12 protein-coding genes are annotated in these 16,608 nt (G+C 55.7%); 6 read left to right on the plus strand and 6 right to left on the minus strand.

The genetic code is table 11. From position 1 onward, the window contains the following. The first annotated feature begins 354 nt into the window (after positions 1 to 354). From CPH65_RS17630 to recJ, 5 genes are all read left to right on the plus strand, one after another. Positions 355 to 693, plus strand: coding sequence for a hypothetical protein (locus CPH65_RS17630; protein ID WP_096175074.1), 339 nt, complete (start codon positions 355 to 357; stop codon positions 691 to 693). A 199-nt stretch (positions 694 to 892) separates the two neighbouring features. Continuing rightward, positions 893 to 2,071: an LL-diaminopimelate aminotransferase gene (locus tag CPH65_RS17635; RefSeq protein WP_096175075.1), complete on the plus strand. Its 1,179-nt coding sequence runs from the start codon at positions 893 to 895 to the stop codon at positions 2,069 to 2,071. 207 nt (positions 2,072 to 2,278) lie between these two features. Beyond that, positions 2,279 to 3,598 carry a homoserine dehydrogenase gene (locus tag CPH65_RS17640; protein WP_096175076.1) on the plus strand — a complete coding sequence of 440 codons (1,320 nt, stop codon included), beginning with the start codon at positions 2,279 to 2,281 and terminating at the stop codon, positions 3,596 to 3,598. Positions 3,599 to 3,674: 76 nt separating this feature from the next. Further along, entirely contained in the window at positions 3,675 to 4,664 is a 990-nt protein-coding gene (gene glpX, locus CPH65_RS17645; RefSeq protein WP_096175077.1) for a class II fructose-bisphosphatase, read from the plus strand. Positions 4,665 to 4,808: 144 nt separating this feature from the next. After that, a complete protein-coding gene (gene recJ / locus CPH65_RS17650; protein ID WP_096175078.1) occupies positions 4,809 to 6,614 on the plus strand; it encodes a single-stranded-DNA-specific exonuclease RecJ in 1,806 nt (601 codons plus the stop codon). Between the two features lie 115 nt (positions 6,615 to 6,729). On the opposite strand, the gene CPH65_RS17655 is transcribed toward recJ, so the two are convergent. The 5 genes from CPH65_RS17655 to torC form a co-directional block, all read right to left on the minus strand. Continuing rightward, a complete protein-coding gene (locus CPH65_RS17655) occupies positions 6,730 to 7,536 on the minus strand; it encodes a hypothetical protein (RefSeq protein WP_172891543.1) in 807 nt (268 codons plus the stop codon). A gap of 60 nt (positions 7,537 to 7,596) precedes the next feature. Further along, positions 7,597 to 8,577, minus strand: coding sequence for a GTP 3',8-cyclase MoaA (gene moaA / locus CPH65_RS17660; RefSeq protein ID WP_096175080.1), 981 nt, complete (start codon positions 8,575 to 8,577; stop codon positions 7,597 to 7,599). A 74-nt stretch (positions 8,578 to 8,651) separates the two neighbouring features. Beyond that, positions 8,652 to 11,117: a trimethylamine-N-oxide reductase TorA gene (gene torA, locus CPH65_RS17665; RefSeq protein WP_096175081.1), complete on the minus strand. Its 2,466-nt coding sequence runs from the start codon at positions 11,115 to 11,117 to the stop codon at positions 8,652 to 8,654. Between the two features lie 62 nt (positions 11,118 to 11,179). Further along, positions 11,180 to 11,875: a molecular chaperone TorD gene (torD, locus tag CPH65_RS17670; protein ID WP_096175082.1), complete on the minus strand. Its 696-nt coding sequence runs from the start codon at positions 11,873 to 11,875 to the stop codon at positions 11,180 to 11,182. Continuing rightward, positions 11,868 to 13,052: a pentaheme c-type cytochrome TorC gene (gene torC / locus CPH65_RS17675; protein WP_096175083.1), complete on the minus strand. Its 1,185-nt coding sequence runs from the start codon at positions 13,050 to 13,052 to the stop codon at positions 11,868 to 11,870. Before torC ends, torD begins: the two co-directional genes overlap by 8 nt. 164 nt (positions 13,053 to 13,216) lie before the next feature. Between torC and CPH65_RS17680 the strand changes: the two genes are divergently transcribed. Then, the gene (locus CPH65_RS17680; protein WP_096175084.1) at positions 13,217 to 13,930 is read left to right on the plus strand and encodes a response regulator; all 714 of its coding nucleotides are present in this window, start codon (positions 13,217 to 13,219) and stop codon (positions 13,928 to 13,930) included. A 12-nt stretch (positions 13,931 to 13,942) separates the two neighbouring features. Here the strand turns inward: CPH65_RS17680 and CPH65_RS17685 are convergent, their stop codons facing one another. Then, on the minus strand, positions 13,943 to 16,351 hold the full coding sequence (locus tag CPH65_RS17685; RefSeq protein WP_096175085.1) for an ATP-binding protein: 2,409 nt from the start codon (positions 16,349 to 16,351) through the stop codon (positions 13,943 to 13,945). Between the last annotated feature and the right edge of the window lie 257 nt (positions 16,352 to 16,608).

Here is a 16,608-nt window from a genome sequence, read left to right on the forward strand (position 1 = left end):
GCGCACGACGCCAAGATCGAGCCATTTGCCGCTCCTCCTTGGGGCATTAGGACGCAAAAGGCAGGCCTTTGACAAGTCGCCCTATGGTTACATTGTGGGAGTTTTTTAAACTTATTCTAGCTTGACCGCGTCGTTTTGAGGGAATAACTGGAAAATTCCGACAGGGGGTGACACATCGCCACTTAATTCTGGTCCTCAAATACCTATCTTTATGACAGACTGGGTGTAGAGCAAATCACCCTTGTGTTTTGCCCCGCAACGCGCACCCGAAATGGCGACTTGGCACCTGCGCTGGACTTTACGAGTTTGACGAATATGACACGCACCACTTCATCAGCGACGATACGAGCGGCAATGATCGCAATTCTTGCGCCTGTTTTTCTCGCAGGCTGCATAACCTCTGATGTCGAACCGCTCCAGCAGCAATCACTTGCGCGACCCGCCCAAACGGACGCCCCGGTGACCAAGCAGCAAAAATTGCTTGAGGAGGGAAAGCCGGTAAACGACTATGTTAACACGGCTACCCCTTCACAAATGCGCTATTCCGTACACCTTCTCACCGAGCCAGAGAGCACTGCCGACTTCCCACCCATTCGAGACATCACCACCAACCGGCAGGAACTGCACAGCGAGCAGGAACGTCTCCGTCTTGAGCAGGAATTGCGAAACCTCGCCAAAAAGAACGCCAACTAGTCAAGCGCATCGCTCAGCCACCCCCCCCCCTTTGTAACCGCGATCGGTCTTTCCCCACATCCTTGGCCCTTGCGATAAATGGGATGTGCAAAAATGGAAATAGAGGTGGCATATTGATGCGACTGACGCCATTTTCGGTATCATTTCACCGGCATTAGCCTAACTATCCGTCTCCAGCAATCTATCGAGGAGCCTGACCATGGATGAATTCCATAAGATTCGCCGTCTCCCACCTTATGTCTTTGAACCGGTCAACCGGATTAAGGCGAAGGCACGAGCGGCGGGTGCGGATATCATCGATCTTGGAATGGGCAACCCCGATCTGCCGACACCCAAACACATCGTCGACAAGCTCAGCGAAACCGTACTGGATCCACGCACCCACCGCTATTCCACGTCGCGCGGCATCCCCGGATTGCGTCGTGCTCAGGCCTCATATTATGAGCGCCGTTTCGGTGTAAAACTCGATCCGGAAACCGAAATCGTTGCCACCCTTGGCTCAAAGGAAGGCTTTGCCAATATCGCGCAGGCCATCACCAGCCCGGGCGACGTTGTTCTGGTGCCCAATCCGACCTATCCGATTCACTCGTTCGGCTTCATCATGTCGGGCGGCGTGGTCCGCTCCATGCCCGCCGAGCCGAATGATGAATTCTTCCGCGCCATTGATCGCGCGGTCCGTCATTCGATCCCCAAGCCGATTGCGCTGATCGTCAACTACCCGTCAAACCCGACGGCCTACACGGTCGATCTCGACTTCTACAAGAAGGTCATCAAGATCGCCAAGGAACATGACATTATGGTCCTCAGCGATCTCGCCTATGCCGAGATCTATTTCGATGACAATCCACCACCATCGATCTTGCAGGTCGAGGGCGCCAAGGACATTGCGGTCGAGTTCACGTCGCTGTCGAAGACCTTTTCCATGCCCGGTTGGCGGATGGGGTTTGCTGTCGGTAACGAACACATGATCAAGGCCCTTACTCGGGTTAAATCCTATCTGGACTATGGTGCTTTCACGCCCATTCAGGTTGCGGCTGCCTCGGCCCTCAATGGCGCGGAAGACTGCATTGAGGAAGCGCGTCAAGTCTACAAGGTACGCCGCGATGTGATGGTGGAAAGCTTCACCCGCGCCGGTTGGACAGTCCCGAGCCCCTCGGCAACAATGTTCGCATGGGTGCCTATGCCGGAGCGGTTCAAGGAAGCAGGTTCGCTGGAATTTGCCAAGCGTCTGGTCGAAGAGGCCAATGTCGCAGTCGCCCCGGGTATCGGATTTGGCGAATATGGTGATGAATATGTGCGTTTGGCCTTCGTTGAAAACGAACAGCGCATCCGTCAGGCCGCAAGAAATATCCGACGGTTTCTTGCATCCGCCGACTAAAGTGTGCAACAACCCCAACCGATAAATTCTGTCGTCCGCGAACTGCCTGAGAGCGTCATGCCGATGGCTGTTTGCGGACGACGCATGATTGAGATGGACATTTCACCACAGCATTGATGGATCGCAGGCTATCCCAAGAGCCGACGGTGCGTTTCATCTGGCTGAACTGGTCAAACAACGAACAAGATAAGACTGGATAACGATTCAATGGTCGCCCCCTTGAAGCTCGGCCTGGCAGGCCTTGGTACGGTAGGCGTTTCTGTTGTGAAACGCTTGCACAAGTTGGAAAACGAATTGGCTGTCAAATCGGGGCGTTCGATCAAGATCACCGCCATTTCCGCGCGCAGCCGCAACAAGGATCGGGGTGTCGATCTGTCCGGTTATGAATGGTTTGATGACCCGGCGGATCTCGCCAAGAGCGATGATATCGATGTGTTTGTCGAACTCATCGGTGGAGACAACGGTCCGGCCGAAAGCTCGGTCCGTGCCGCCATAAAAGCCGGTAAGCATGTCGTGACCGCCAACAAGGCGCTGCTTGCCAAGCATGGCAATGAGCTCAGCCGCCTGGCTGAAGAAAACAACGTCTGCATCAACTTCGAAGCCGCAGTGGCTGGCGGCATTCCGATTGTCAAAACCTTGCGGGAAGGCATGGCATCGAACAATGTCACCCGGGTCTATGGCATCCTCAACGGCACCTGCAACTATATCCTGACGCGTATGGAAGATGAGGGCATCTCGTTTGCCGATTGCCTCGCGGATGCACAGCGCTTGGGATATGCCGAAGCCGATCCGACCTTTGACATTGAAGGCAACGACACGGCACACAAGCTGGCCATTCTGGCCAGCCTTGCGTTCGGTACCGAAATCGAAGCCGACACGATCTTCCTTGAAGGCATCACCTCGATCACGACGGCGGATATTGCGGCAGCGGACGATCTGGGATTTCGCATCAAGCTGCTTGGCGTTGCCGTGAAGACCGACACGGGCATCGAACAGCGCGTGCATCCGACCATGGTGCCAAAAGAATCCGAGATTGCGCAGATTTCTGATGTGACCAACGCGGTTGCCATTGACGGCGATGCCATAGGCTCGATCACCTTGGCCGGACCGGGAGCAGGGGGTGACGCAACCGCCTCTGCCGTCGTTGCCGATGTTGTCGATATTGCACGGGGACTGATGATCAAGCCGCTGGGGCTTCCGGTGAGCGAACTGGTGCCAAATGTCCGCGCCAAAATGCGTGCGCATTCGGGCGGATACTACATCCGTGTGACGGTCAACGACCGCCCCGGAGCCTTTGCAGCCATCGCGCAAAGAATGGCTGAGCAAGACATTTCGCTCGAGAGCATCGTGCAAAGAAAACGTGCATCATCCAAACCGTCCAGCCCGAAAGCCGAGCCTCCATACAAGGATATTGTGCTCCTAACGTATAAAACGACCGAGGAAGCTGTGCGTAAAGCGCTGCAAGCCATGGAAAATGATGGTCATATTGTAGCGTCACCCCAGATGATTAGAATAGAAAGGTTATAGGGTTTTCCTGATTACGTCTGGATTTCCCATTGAATTTTGGTCGGGCATCAATCGCAAATTGCAAAGGGGGGCAGATATGAGTGAAATCAGAGAAGCCGCAGTACTGGATCGAATTCTGACGCTGGAGATCGTACGTGTGGCAGAGAGAGCGGCTGTTTCAGCAGCTCGCCTCCGCGGCGCAGGCAACGAAAAAGCAGCAGATCAGGCAGCCGTCGATGCCATGCGGCGAGAATTGAACCAACTGCCCATCATGGGAACAGTCGTGATCGGCGAAGGCGAACGCGACGAAGCCCCGATGCTTTACATCGGCGAAGAGGTCGGCAATCAGAACGGCCCCAAGGTTGACATCGCTCTTGATCCGCTTGAAGGCACTACCCTTTGCGCCAAGAACCAGCCCAATTCCTTGGCCGTCATTGCGATTGCCGACGAAGGCAGCCTGCTCAACGCGCCCGATGTTTATATGGACAAGATCGCTATCGGTCCGGGATATCCCAAAGGCCTTATTGATCTTGACGCGAGCGCGATCGACAACCTCAATGCCTTAGCAAAGGCCAAGGGTGTTGCCGTGAACGAACTCAACGTCTGTGTGCTCGACCGTCCACGCCACGCGCGTCTTATTGAAGAAATTCGAACCACCGGCGCAGCCATCCGGCTGATCGGTGATGGCGATGTTCAGGGTATCATCCACACGACAGACCCGGACGAGACCGGCATCGACATCTACATGGGGATCGGGGGCGCGCCTGAGGGCGTACTTGCCGCCTCGGCTCTTCGCTGTATCGGCGGTCAGATGCAGGGTCGGTTGGTCATCAATAGCGAAGAACAGCGCGACCGCACGATTCGCATGGGGATTGCAGATCCCACCAAAAAATTCGAAATGATCGAACTGGCCGGGGGCGATGTGACCTTTGCCGCAACCGGCGTGACCGATGGCAACCTTCTGGAAGGTGTGAAATTCGGCCGTGACGTCATCAAGACCGAAACAGTCGTGATGCGCTCGTCGACGGGCACCGTGCGCTGGGTGAAAACCGAGCATCGCGAGTTCGAGAAATTCCACCTCGATTGATCGCACCATGGATCATTGATTAAGTTGCATAAGACACCAAGGCGGGCTGGAAAGTCCGCCTTTTCTCTGTTGCCTCGGGCGCGCCGTGTTAAATTCACCGCGACCACCCCGTGATTCCTTTTCGTTAAAAGAAGCGCCTCGCAGATGACTGCAGTCAAATCGCCACCCTATCTGGGCGTCGCCCGCTCCGCCAAACAGCGTCGCTGGGTAGAGCAGCTCGACGTGCGCGGCATTGAGCTTGCAGGTGCGATTGCCCAGAGCCTTGATGTTCCGGATATCGTGGCAAGGGTCATGGCCGCGCGTGGCCAGACACTGGACAGTGCGGCGCATTATCTGGAACCCAGTCTCAAACGATTGATGCCGGACCCGTCTGATATCACAGATATGGACACAGCCGCCGCGCGTATCGCTGAGGCAATCGAGAAGCGCGAAAAGATCGCCATATTCGGTGATTATGATGTCGACGGAGCAACGTCCAGTGCCTTGATGGCTCTCTTTCTGCGCCATTGCGGCTGTGAAGCCAGCATCTATATCCCGGACCGCATATTTGAAGGCTATGGTCCCAACCCCGACGCGATCGATACGCTTATCGATCAGGGACACCAACTGATCCTGACCCTCGACTGCGGGTCGACATCGTTCGAGGCCCTGGAGCAGGCGCAAAAACGTGCCATTGACATCGTCGTCGTTGATCACCATCAGGTCGGAGAGACCTTGCCCCCGTGCGCAGCGCTGGTCAATCCGAACAGGCACGATGATCTCAGCCAACTCGGGCATCTCGCCGCTGTTGGCGTGACATTCATGACCCTTGTCGCCGTCAACCGGCTTCTCAGACAGCGGGGCCTGTATCAGTCGCGCTGCGCGGCACCTGACCTTCTCAGCTGGCTTGATCTGGTCGCCCTTGGAACCGTTTGTGATGTGGTGCCGCTGATTGGCCTCAACCGGGCTTTTGTCGTCAAGGGCCTTGTGGCCATCCGTGCGCATAGCAACATCGGGCTTTCTTCCCTGCAAGGCGTCTCGCGGGTTTCGGGGCCCGTCAGCCCCTATCATCTTGGGTTCCTGCTTGGACCGCGCATCAACGCAGGCGGACGGATCGGCGACGCCGCTCTTGGATCAAGACTGCTGACCTGCCATGACAAGGACGAGGCGGATCATCTCGCCAATGAGCTGGAGCGCCTCAACAAGGAGCGACAGGCTCTTGAGCAGATCATGCTTGAAGAAGCCATTGCTCAAGCGGACCGCCAGTTGATGGACAATCCGGACAGTGTCAGCCTCATCACGCACAGCCGTGACTGGCATGCGGGGATCGTCGGACTGCTGGCATCAAGGCTAAAGGAACGCTTTCGCCGCCCATCCTTTGCCGTCGCGCTCAACCCCGACAACATCGGCACGGGGTCCGGCCGGTCCATTCCCGGTTCAGACCTTGGCGCAGCGGTTAGAGCCGCGTGTGACAAGGGATTGCTGGTCAAGGGAGGTGGGCACGCCATGGCGGCAGGCCTGACCATCGAACAACAACAGATTGAGGCCTTTCACGGCTTCCTGAATGATGAATTGTCTCAGCAGGTCAAGGACTCCTGGTCGGCTGACGACTTGAAAATCGATGCGGCCCTTACCGCATCAGGCGCGACGGAAGACCTGGTGAAGCTGCTTGAAAAGGCAGGGCCATATGGAGCGGGAAATCCCGAGCCGGTGTTCGTATTCCCGTCGCACAAGATCACTTTTGCCGATGTCGTCGGGCAGGGGGGGCACGTCCGCTGCACCATCGGCAATGCCTCGGGTGGCAAGCTGAAAGGCATTTGCTTCCGCGCCGCTGAGGAGCCCTTGGGCAAGTTGCTCCTCGACAAGCGAGGACAGAGCATCCACATCGCCGGCAGTCTCAGCCTCGACTACTGGCAAGGCAGACCAACTGTGCAAGTGCGTATCATCGATGCCGCCGAAGCGACGCTTTGAGATCCGCCAATTCAGCTTGATCCGAACCAAAAAAGTCGCCCCGCTTAACGGGACGACTTCATCATTTTTCAGCTAGATTAAGCTCATAAAGACGCCACGCTAAACGGAGCGTGGATCAAGCCCCCGCATCTCGGCCTTCTTCAAAGCCATAATTGATATAATGCTCCGTCGCGGCTTCCAGATTTGACCCGAAGACGGACGCCAGATCAGCATTGGCTTGCAAGTAGGCCTCAGGATCGAAGGTGGCCTCACGCCCTTCAAATCGCCCATATTCAATGAAGTGAGTTGCTCCCGCATCCTCATCTGCCTTGAAGACGGAAATCAGATCGGAATAGGAGGCAATATACTCAAGCCCGTCGAAGGTTTGGGTTCGGTTCTGTCCTCTACCATACGACAGATAATGGTTCATGCCGGCATCCGCGTCCGCCCCATAGGCATTCATCAAATCGGTATAGGAGGCGATATACTCGAGCCCGTTGTACCAGGTCCGACCTTCATTAAATCCCCAGTTTACATAATGCTCTGTGGCTGCGGCATAATTGTTGCCGAAGATCGCGGCCAGATCGCTGTTGTTCTCCAGATATTGATAAACATCGAAATCAGCCTCACGACCTTCATAAAAGCCGTAGGTGATGTAGTGCTCGACAGCGGCTTGTTCATTTGCACCAAACACGCCGATGAGATCCGAGTTGCTAGCCAGATAGGTGATCCCGTCAAACCAGCTGCCGCGTCCTTCCTGATAGCCGTAATTGATATAATGCATCGCACCGGCGTCATCATTTGCACCCAGCACCTGGAGCAGATCGGCATTGGACGCGATGTAGTCCAGACCGTCAAAACTGACACCACGCCCCTCACCATATCCAAAGTTGATACAGTGCTCAGTCCCGGCACTCGCGTCCGTACCGAAAATCGGGATCAAATCCACATTAACTGCGACACGCTTTAGAACAAGCTTGTTCGGTCGTCTTGGAGGCGTTTCCTAGCCGCCCGTCGTCGCCATGGAGCGGGTGACGTGGTCGGGCCGGTCCTCAAAATTGTGCTGCCATGGTTTCAATGCCAACGCTTCGATCAGAAGGTCACGAAGGCCGCTATCCGAAATGCCGTCTCGCAGGTGAGGGCGCAGGGCCATATTGTGGCTGTTGCCGAGACACAGATGGAGCGTACCGTCCGCCGACATACGAACACGGTTGCAGGTTGCACAGAAATGCTGAGAGAGAGGCGTTATGAAGCCGATGTTGGTCTCGGTGCCATTGACGCGGAAGTAGCGCGCAGGGCCACCGCCTGCCATGACACTGGGGACGAGGTCAAAGCGCTCAGAAAGTCGGTCGCGGATGACGGAAAGGTCAAGATAGTGGCCATAGGCCTCCTGTCCGCTCGCGCCCATGGGCATGGTTTCAATGAAGCGCAGGGCAAAGCCATTGGCAATGCAGAAGCTGGCAAGGTCCACGACTTCATCGTCATTGATGCCCTTCATAACCAGCATGTTGATTTTGATGGGCTCAAAGCCAGCCTGTTTGGCGCTGGCAAGGCCTGTGAGCACGTCATCAAGCTTGCCGCCGCGACTGATTTCGCTGAAACGGCTCGCCTTCAAAGTATCAAGGCTGACGTTAAGTCGCGACACACCGGCCTTGAATACCGTATCGGCCAGTTTCCCGAGCAGCATGGCGTTGGTGCTCATGGACAGATCCTGGATGCCGGGAACGGCAGAGAGTCGGGAAATGAGATCAGGCAGACCCTTGCGAACCAGCGGCTCACCGCCCGTCAGGCGGATGCGCGAAACGCCAAGATCGGAGAAGGCGGCAACGACGCGCTCGATTTCGTCAAAGGTAAGATAATGGCTTGGCGTGATGAAGGAGTTATGGCGCTCTGGCATGCAGTAGAAGCAACGGATATTGCATTTGTCCGTCACCGAGAGCCGTACATAGTCGATCTGTCGTCCGAAGGGGTCCGTCCAGGCCATTGTAATCACTCCGCCCTTGTTATTTTGGGAAGAACGGGCCGTGGCCCGTTCCTCAAGTCGTTAATGCTTAACGGTTACCCGTTTTTCGGTGTCGAGAAGACAGTGATCTCAGGCAGGTCACCGGTGAATTTCTCGACGTCCGCGACAGCGGTGTGACCACAGTTGGCCTGTGCCAGCTTGGACGTTCCGATGTCGACGGTCAGGCAGTTGGCGTCGCCATAGGCATCAAGGCTACCAGCCTTACCGGGTTCAACCGGGCTGTACCAGCCACCCTCAGACAACCGCAGAACACCCGGACGGATCTCGTCGGTCACAACGGCACCGGCAAGAACCTGACCACGGTCGTTAAAGATGCGGACGACGTCGCCGTCTGCAATCCCGCGACTTTCAGCATCCTTGGTGTTGATCAAGCAAGGTTCACGGTCTGCGACCGCATATTCCTTGCGCAGGCTCGTACCGCAGAGCTGGCTGTGCAGGCGTTTTTCAGGATGTTTGGTGTCTACATGCAGCGGATACTTGGTATCGGGACCATCGAGACGTTCTATCGGTTCCATCCATGTCGGATGGGCCGGGCAATCGTCGTAACCCATTTTCTCGATATTGCGCGAGTAGATCTCGATCAGACCAGTTGGGGTGCCGAGTGGCTCGAGCAACGGATCATCGCGGAAATCGGCATACCGAACATAGCTCTTGCCTGCGTCGGTGACCTCGAACTCTTTGATGCCCGCATCCCAGAAGGTGTCGAAATCAGGCACGTCGATATTCTTGGCTTCGCCCTGTTTGACCGCTTCTTCGTAGAAGGACTTGATCCAGCCCATTTCGTCTTTGTCTTCGGTGAACTCTTTCTTCTTGCCAAGACGATCTGCGATTTCGGTGAAGATATCGAGGTCGGTGCGAGCTTCGAAGACTGGATCGATGACTTTTTTCATCGCGATGATGGCGCGCATGGCGTAGTCACCGACATGTTCGATGTCGTTGCGTTCGTAGGCCGTTGTTGCCGGCAGGACGATATCCGCATGGCGAGCCGTCGGTGTCCACTGGAAGTCCTGCACGATGAAGGTATCCAGCTTCTGCCAGGCTTTGACCATGCGGTTCCTGTCCTGATGGTGGGTGAACGGGTTGCCGCCGACCCAGTAGGCCAGTTTGACTTCGGGGTAGGTTGACTTGGTGCCATTGAAGTCGAATTCCGCACCCGGATTTTCGAGCATGTCGACAACGCGCGCAAGCGGGATGGATGCTGCACCGGCGCTGGTAAGCCATGCTGCCCCATCGACAGCCTGTCCACCATCGGTGATGCCGGGAAGAACCGGGCTGTTGGCGGAAGGAGCGCCACCGTTTGCATAATGGTAGCTAAGACCGAAGCCGCCACCGGGCAGACCGATCTGGCCGAGCATGGAAGCAAGGGTGACCAGCATCCAGTGGGCCTGTTCGCCATGGTGCTGACGCTGAAGCGACCAGCCGCTTGAAAGCATCGTGCGCGAGGACTGGAACAGTTTAGCCAGTTCCTTGATGGTATCAGCCGGAACACCGCAAATGCCTTCTGCCCATTCAGCGGTTTTCGGCGTGCCGTCGCTTTTACCGGTCAGGTAAGGCACGAACTTGTCGAAGCCCGAGGTGTATTCGTCGAGGAAGTCCGCATCATGTAGTTCTTCGGCATAAAGCGTATGCGCAATGCCGAGCATCATGGCAACGTCGGTCTGCGGCTTGATCGCAATCCAGTCTGCATCAAAGAATTTGGCTGTTCTGGTCTTCATCGGATCGATGACGATGACCTTTTTGCCGGTTTTCTTGAATTCATCGAAGTATGGGAAGTTGCCATGATCGCTAACAAGCCAGCTGATCTGATTGGTGTTGAGCGGATCACAACCCCAGAAGACCAGTGTGTCGGTGTTTTCAACAACGACAGGCCAGACGGTCTGCTGTTCGTAGACTTCCAGCGTGCCGAGAACATGCGGCATGATGATCTGGGAGGCGCCGGTCGAATAGTCGCCCGAGCTGTTCACGAAAGCGCCTTCAAGGCCGATGTTGAGAGCACGGCGCAGGAGGGCCTGACAGTTGTGCAGCTTGCCCGGGCTCTTCCAGCCATAGGAACCGGCGAAGGTCCCGGCAGAGCCATATTCTTCTTTTACGCGTTTCAACTCGGAAACGACAAGCTCAAGAGCTTTGTCCCAGGAGACGCGGACGAAATCGTCCTGCCCACGGGTTTCAACAGAAGCGCCCGGTCCGTTTTCGAGATAAGCCCGGCGAACCATTGGGTATTTGATGCGGCTCGGGGAATAGACCGAGTCGAGAATGCCCGGAAGCTGATCGCTCGGAGCGGGATCACCATCCCAAGGCGTGATGTCTGCAAAGCGGCCATCCTTGACGATGGCGTTGAAAGCACCCCAGTGCGAGCCGGTCAGAACCTGGCCGTCCGGTCCAGCAGCGCGGGCAGCGCCAGCGCGCAGAAGTGATGGTGCAAAGACCCCGAATGCGCCAAGTGCAGTGGCGCCCTTCATGAAGTCGCGTCTGGATTTGTAGCTATTGAATGGATTTGACATGAAGCTGTCCTCCTTGGATTTCTAGTCTTGATTTGGCCCCATAACCGGGGTCAACATCCTGCTTATTTCTTCGGGTCCAGGCTCTTCTCGAGCCGATCCCGGTCTATCTCGATCATCGCGACCAATGCCGCAGATGCCGCGGCGTAGAAACCGTTATGATCAAATGCCTTACAGCGCTCGGCAAAGGCCGGGAGCCATGGGATCAGATGCGTATCGATGAATGCGATCTGCTGCTCTTGCGAGGCGGTCTGAGCCAACAGGGCCATGACATCGAGCTGAATGCTGATGTGGTCTGCCGGTTCGGGAAAGTCGTCAGGCAATTGCATGCCCAGGTCGCGCAACACGACTGTCATCCGACCGGTTGCGTCGCCATAAAGCCGCCCGTGTTCGCCCTCGTATGCAGATTGATACGGAGGGGCGCTGTGCCGTCCACCTGCTCCGAGGAACAGTCTGGAAAAGTCGCCGCCCAGAGCGTCGATCGCCTGAGCGGACGCTTCGTTGGGATCAACGAAGCGTCGCAGCTCGGCGAAGAGGGTTTCGTCGGTCTCCATCAGGAGATCGAGAAAGGCTTGTCCCTCTTCGGTGTCGTAGGCGGCGAGCATGTCCGGCGACAGCTCGCGGGCGAACAGGCTACCCAGCCAGCGATAGATCACGGCGCGACGGGTGTCTGCTTCTTCGTTGTTCCCCGCCGATTCCTCGGCGGGGCTGTGCGTTTCCACCATGTCCTGAGAGACATTCGGTGAGAGCGGCTTATTCATGATGGCTCGCTCCGCCTGTGTCCTTGGCGTTCAGCTGGAGGTATTTCTGCAGGAAGCGATATTGCTCTTTATCGATGGAGACGAAACGCTTCATGGATTTCAGAACGCCGATCCACTGGTTCGACAGATAGTGTCCCGGATCAGGGCGAGAGTGACAGGTCGCACAGGAGGCGCCATAGAGTTCATCGGCGTATTTCCAGAGCTTCTCTTCGTCACTGACGAGGTCATTCTGAGTAACCCAACCTTCGACCTGCATCTTGTGCCATACGAGTTCGGTATCAGGATCCGTTTCTGTTGACAGGCGTTCAACGGCATCTGTACTGCTCTTGGCGAGGGTCGCTTCGAAAATGCGTTGGCCTCTCATGGCATAAATCACCCGATCAACCTGATCCTGCTGCCAGCCTTCAAGACGCACCTTGAGCAGGTCACCGGATCGTTCGAGAACAGAGACTTCAGTGGCTGAAAGCAGTTTGCCTGATGCCTTGCCATCATTCTCGGCAGCATCCTTGTCGAGGAAAAAGGGTTTGGTTTGAACGGTGATCAGCTTGTCAGCACCTTCGACCTCACTGGCTGATACGGAAGTGAGTTCTTTGAAGAGCTTCTTGTAGCCTGATGACATGTCCGGCATCTTGTGGGCGATGCCCTTGTGACAGGAGATACAAGTATCGCCGTTTTCCTTGGCCTGCATCATCTGCTTGGAGGCATCCGGGTGCTGCTTTTCGAAGTTCATAGCATCGAATGAATGGCAATTGCGGCATTCACGGCTGTCGTTCGCTTCCATTTCCGCCCATACCGACTGGGCAAGCTCAAGCCTGTGGTTTTCGAACTTTTCCTTGGTATCGATGGTGCCCATCAGGTGATGGTAGAGCTCTTTCGAGGCCACAATCTTACGGCGGACCTTGTGATACCAGTCCTTGGGCACGTGGCAGTCCGAGCAGATGGCACGGACGCCCGAGGGGTTCGAATAGTGCACGGACTGCTTATATTCGGGATAGACGGTGCTTTCCATCTCGTGACAGGACGTACAGAATTCTATGCTGTTGGACGATTCCATTGCCCAATGGAATCCACCCCAGAAAATGATGCCTGTGCCGAACGCACCCACCAATAGAATTGCTATCGGAATTGCAGCATGCTTGCTCCACAATGCGCGCCACAATGCTCGCAACAGTTTCATCAAAGATCTCCCTTGCTCATTCGTAGAATCCCGGTGTCTCCGGTATCGATTCCCCTTGTCTGAGAGATATTTAGGCTCGCGGTGTTAATAAGGTTCGCTGCGGGTGTGTACTGGATGTAAAATCATGTTAACAGAATGTAATATTTCGACCGAAGGGACCCTTTATGTCTGAAAAAGCACACATTCTGATCGTCGAGGATGAGCCGACCAGCCGTACGATGCTTTCGGGCTATTTCGAATCCGAAGGCTATCTCATAACCGAGGCGGAGACCGGAGCGGAGATGCGGCGGGCGTTTGCTGCGGGGAAGATCGATCTGATCATGCTCGATATTCATCTACCCGATGAAGACGGGCTAACTCTGCTCAAGGACACGCGTCGCATTTCCGATGTGGGCATCATCATGGTGACGGGAAAATCAGATGATATCGATCGCATTGTTGCGCTCGAAATGGAAGCGGATGACTATGTGACCAAGCCCTTCAATCCCCGCGAATTGCTGGCGCGGGCCAAGAATGTCATCCGGCGGGTGAGGGCGGCACGTCACAACAACACGGAGCATCGCGTTGTCCAGTTTGCCAACTGGCGGCTCGATCTGGATCAGCGGATGCTCATCGACATGGACGACGAGCCGGTGCATCTGACGCGCGGCGAATTCGAGCTGCTTTCTGCCCTGACCTCCCACAAGGGACAGGTGCTTACCCGCGACAACCTTCTTGATCATCTCGACCACAGGCAGTTTGATCCCAGTGATCGGACGGTTGACGTGCTGATCGCCCGGTTGCGCAAGAAGATCGAGCACGACCCAAAGGTTCCGTCACTGATCGTGACAGTGCATGGTGTAGGCTATGTATTTACCGGTGGGGCACGAGCGGCCTGATCCAGAGACGGATCACGCCGTTTCGATCATGGTTTGCCAGCTATCGAGCAGTTTCTGCGATGCGTCCTTACCGATGTGGCAGATCTTCTGTGCAAGGAATTGCGCGCGGTCCTCGTTGCGGTATTCCGACGCCTTTTCCAGATCGAAAGCCAGATCGGCGAGATAAGAAAGCCCGACATTGCCACAAGCACCCTTAAGCGAATGGGCCGCGTGTCTCAGCTCATCGAAATCGTCTTTCCCCGTTGCAACACGGATCTGATCGATCAGATGGGTGGACGAAGTCAGATAGGCGTCGACAATGCGTTTGGTCCGGTCCTCTCCAAGCGCATTCAGGTGTTGACGAAGCTGTGCCTCGTCGATGATGTCGGGAGGAACTTCCGGGGCTTCCTCTAATGTATCTGGCTCCTTGGGTCTTGCTGATTGCAACTCGGCGGCCATACAGTCAACGATGGCGTGGGCGAGATCATCAGGCGTGAAGGGCTTGCTCAGGAAGCCATCGGCGCCATGGGTGAAAGCCCGGTCGACTTCGTCCTTGGTGATGCAAGCGCTGTGAATGATGACGGGAGTGTTGGCGCGGGACGCATCGGGATGGGCACGTAGCCGGGTAAGGGCTTCAAGGCCTGTAAGGACTGGCATCCGGTCATCCATCAAGACCAGATCGAAGGATTGCCTTTCGAGGAGCTCAAGCGCCTCTCTGCCGTTGGTCACGCTGGTGCATGTGTGAGACAGATTGTCGAGATAGCCTTCGGTGACCATGCGGTTGACCGGGTTATCCTCAACAAGAAGAATCCTGAGTCCGGAGAGCGCTGCTGCGTCGATGCGTTTCCGCTTATTTGAAGCGTCAGCATCAAAGACATGATCGTAGGGGACCGTAAACCAGAACAGGCTGCCACCCTCGGTAAGGGCTTCACAGTCGATGGTGCCACCCATTGACGCCGTCAATTTTCTGCAGATCGCAAGGCCCAGACCTGTTCCTCCGAAAAGGAACTTGCTGTGAGCGTTTCCTGCCTGCGTAAAGGGCTCGAACAGGAGCGCCTTGTCCGTTTCTCCAATTCCGATTCCGGTATCGCGAACCTCAAAGCGGACGGCATTGGTCCGTTTTTCGCCCGTTGCATCCGAGATTTCCTCATGGCCAATGCGAACGTCCACGCGCCCCTCTTCGGTGAACTTGACCGCATTGCCGACAAGATTGAGCAGGATCTGGCAGATTTTTGTCGGGTCAGAGCGCAAGGCATGCGGCAGCTGATCATCAATCTGCACGGAAAAGTCGAGGGCCTTGTTGATCACCGTGGCGTCGACAGCATCGGTCACCCGTTTGACAATCGAAGACAACTCGAAGTCCATGACCTCGACTTCCAGCACACCCGCTTCGATCTTGCGATAGTCGAGGATGTCATTGATAACCGAGCGCAGCACTTCACTCGAACTTCGGATACCGTTGATGTAGTTCTTCTGGCGCTCCGATGTTTCCGTATCGGCAAGAAGCCTTGCGAGTCCAAGAATGCCGTTAAGCGGTGTCCGGATTTCATGGCTCATCGTGGCAAGAAAGTCCGATTTGGCCCTATTGGCCTCTTCGGCAGCTTCTCGTGCGCGCTTGTGCTCGCTGATGTCATTGAAGATCATCACGGTGCCCAGAAACTTCTCGCTGATGTCGAGCATATCCTGAATGCGCACATCGAAATGCCGCGCGCCTTCATTGGTCTGGAGCACGCTTTGGAAATTTGTTTTGCTTTTGGCGTAGGGGATCAGGCTATCCAGCTGGCTTTCCAATCTGGCGCTTTGCCCGCTGGAATAATAGATCGCCCCCGGTTCACTCCAGCCAACGAACAACGTCTGGGCAGCGAGATTCATGTTCTGGATCTTGTAACTGGAATCGAGAAGGACCACCGGGTCGTTGAGGCTTTCGAAGATCGTGAGATACTTGTTCTTCTCATTGGTAATCTGGCGATTCTCATTCTGGACTTCGAGGAGCTTGGCGTTTTCGGGGACGCTGCGCCACTCCGAGCAAAAGCCGATTTCAACGAGATCGAAAAAGCGGTCGACAAATAGCCGAGCTTTCTTGCGGTCATTGAGACTGTCGCCCATCTCGTCAACGAGATCCGCATAGCTCTGATGATAATATTTCGTAAGTCCAAGAAACTGGGCCAGAGTGATGCCGCGGGCGCGATGATGGCGCGCCTGTTCGATGCCGAAGGCGGTAATCGGATGGCGATTGAAATCATCACCTGCGATGATTTCAGGCGGTTCATCATAGAGCTCGATGGCTGCGATCATGGGGCCGCTCAAACCGCATATCGAAGCCCGCCAGGCCTCCTTGAGGGTTGAGGTATATTCGGCGTAACCAAGGGCCTTGGCATAGTCCACGACACGCGTTATCAACCAGTCTTCGTGCTCTTCAATCAGGCGCTTCAAGCTTTGCATTCTCGGGATCCGTCCGGTGATAGTCCGCGCCAGCCCCGATTGCCAATTTGCCAAAATCCGGGACAGTCAATCGGATCAGTGTAGCAGATCTGCGGGCCTTCTGTTTGATCTTCGTTGTCCGTATGGATCTGGCTAAACCCGTTGCGATGAATTTTCCAATCGCAACGCCGACCGGTTTCAATTTGTTTACGCATAATTCCTTATGTCCGGTATCTTTATCGAAATCATATTGCCTTCGGATCGTCTTGTCTTTGTCC

This window comes from Cohaesibacter sp. ES.047 (genome assembly GCF_900215505.1).
Lineage (GTDB): Bacteria > Pseudomonadota > Alphaproteobacteria > Rhizobiales > Cohaesibacteraceae > Cohaesibacter.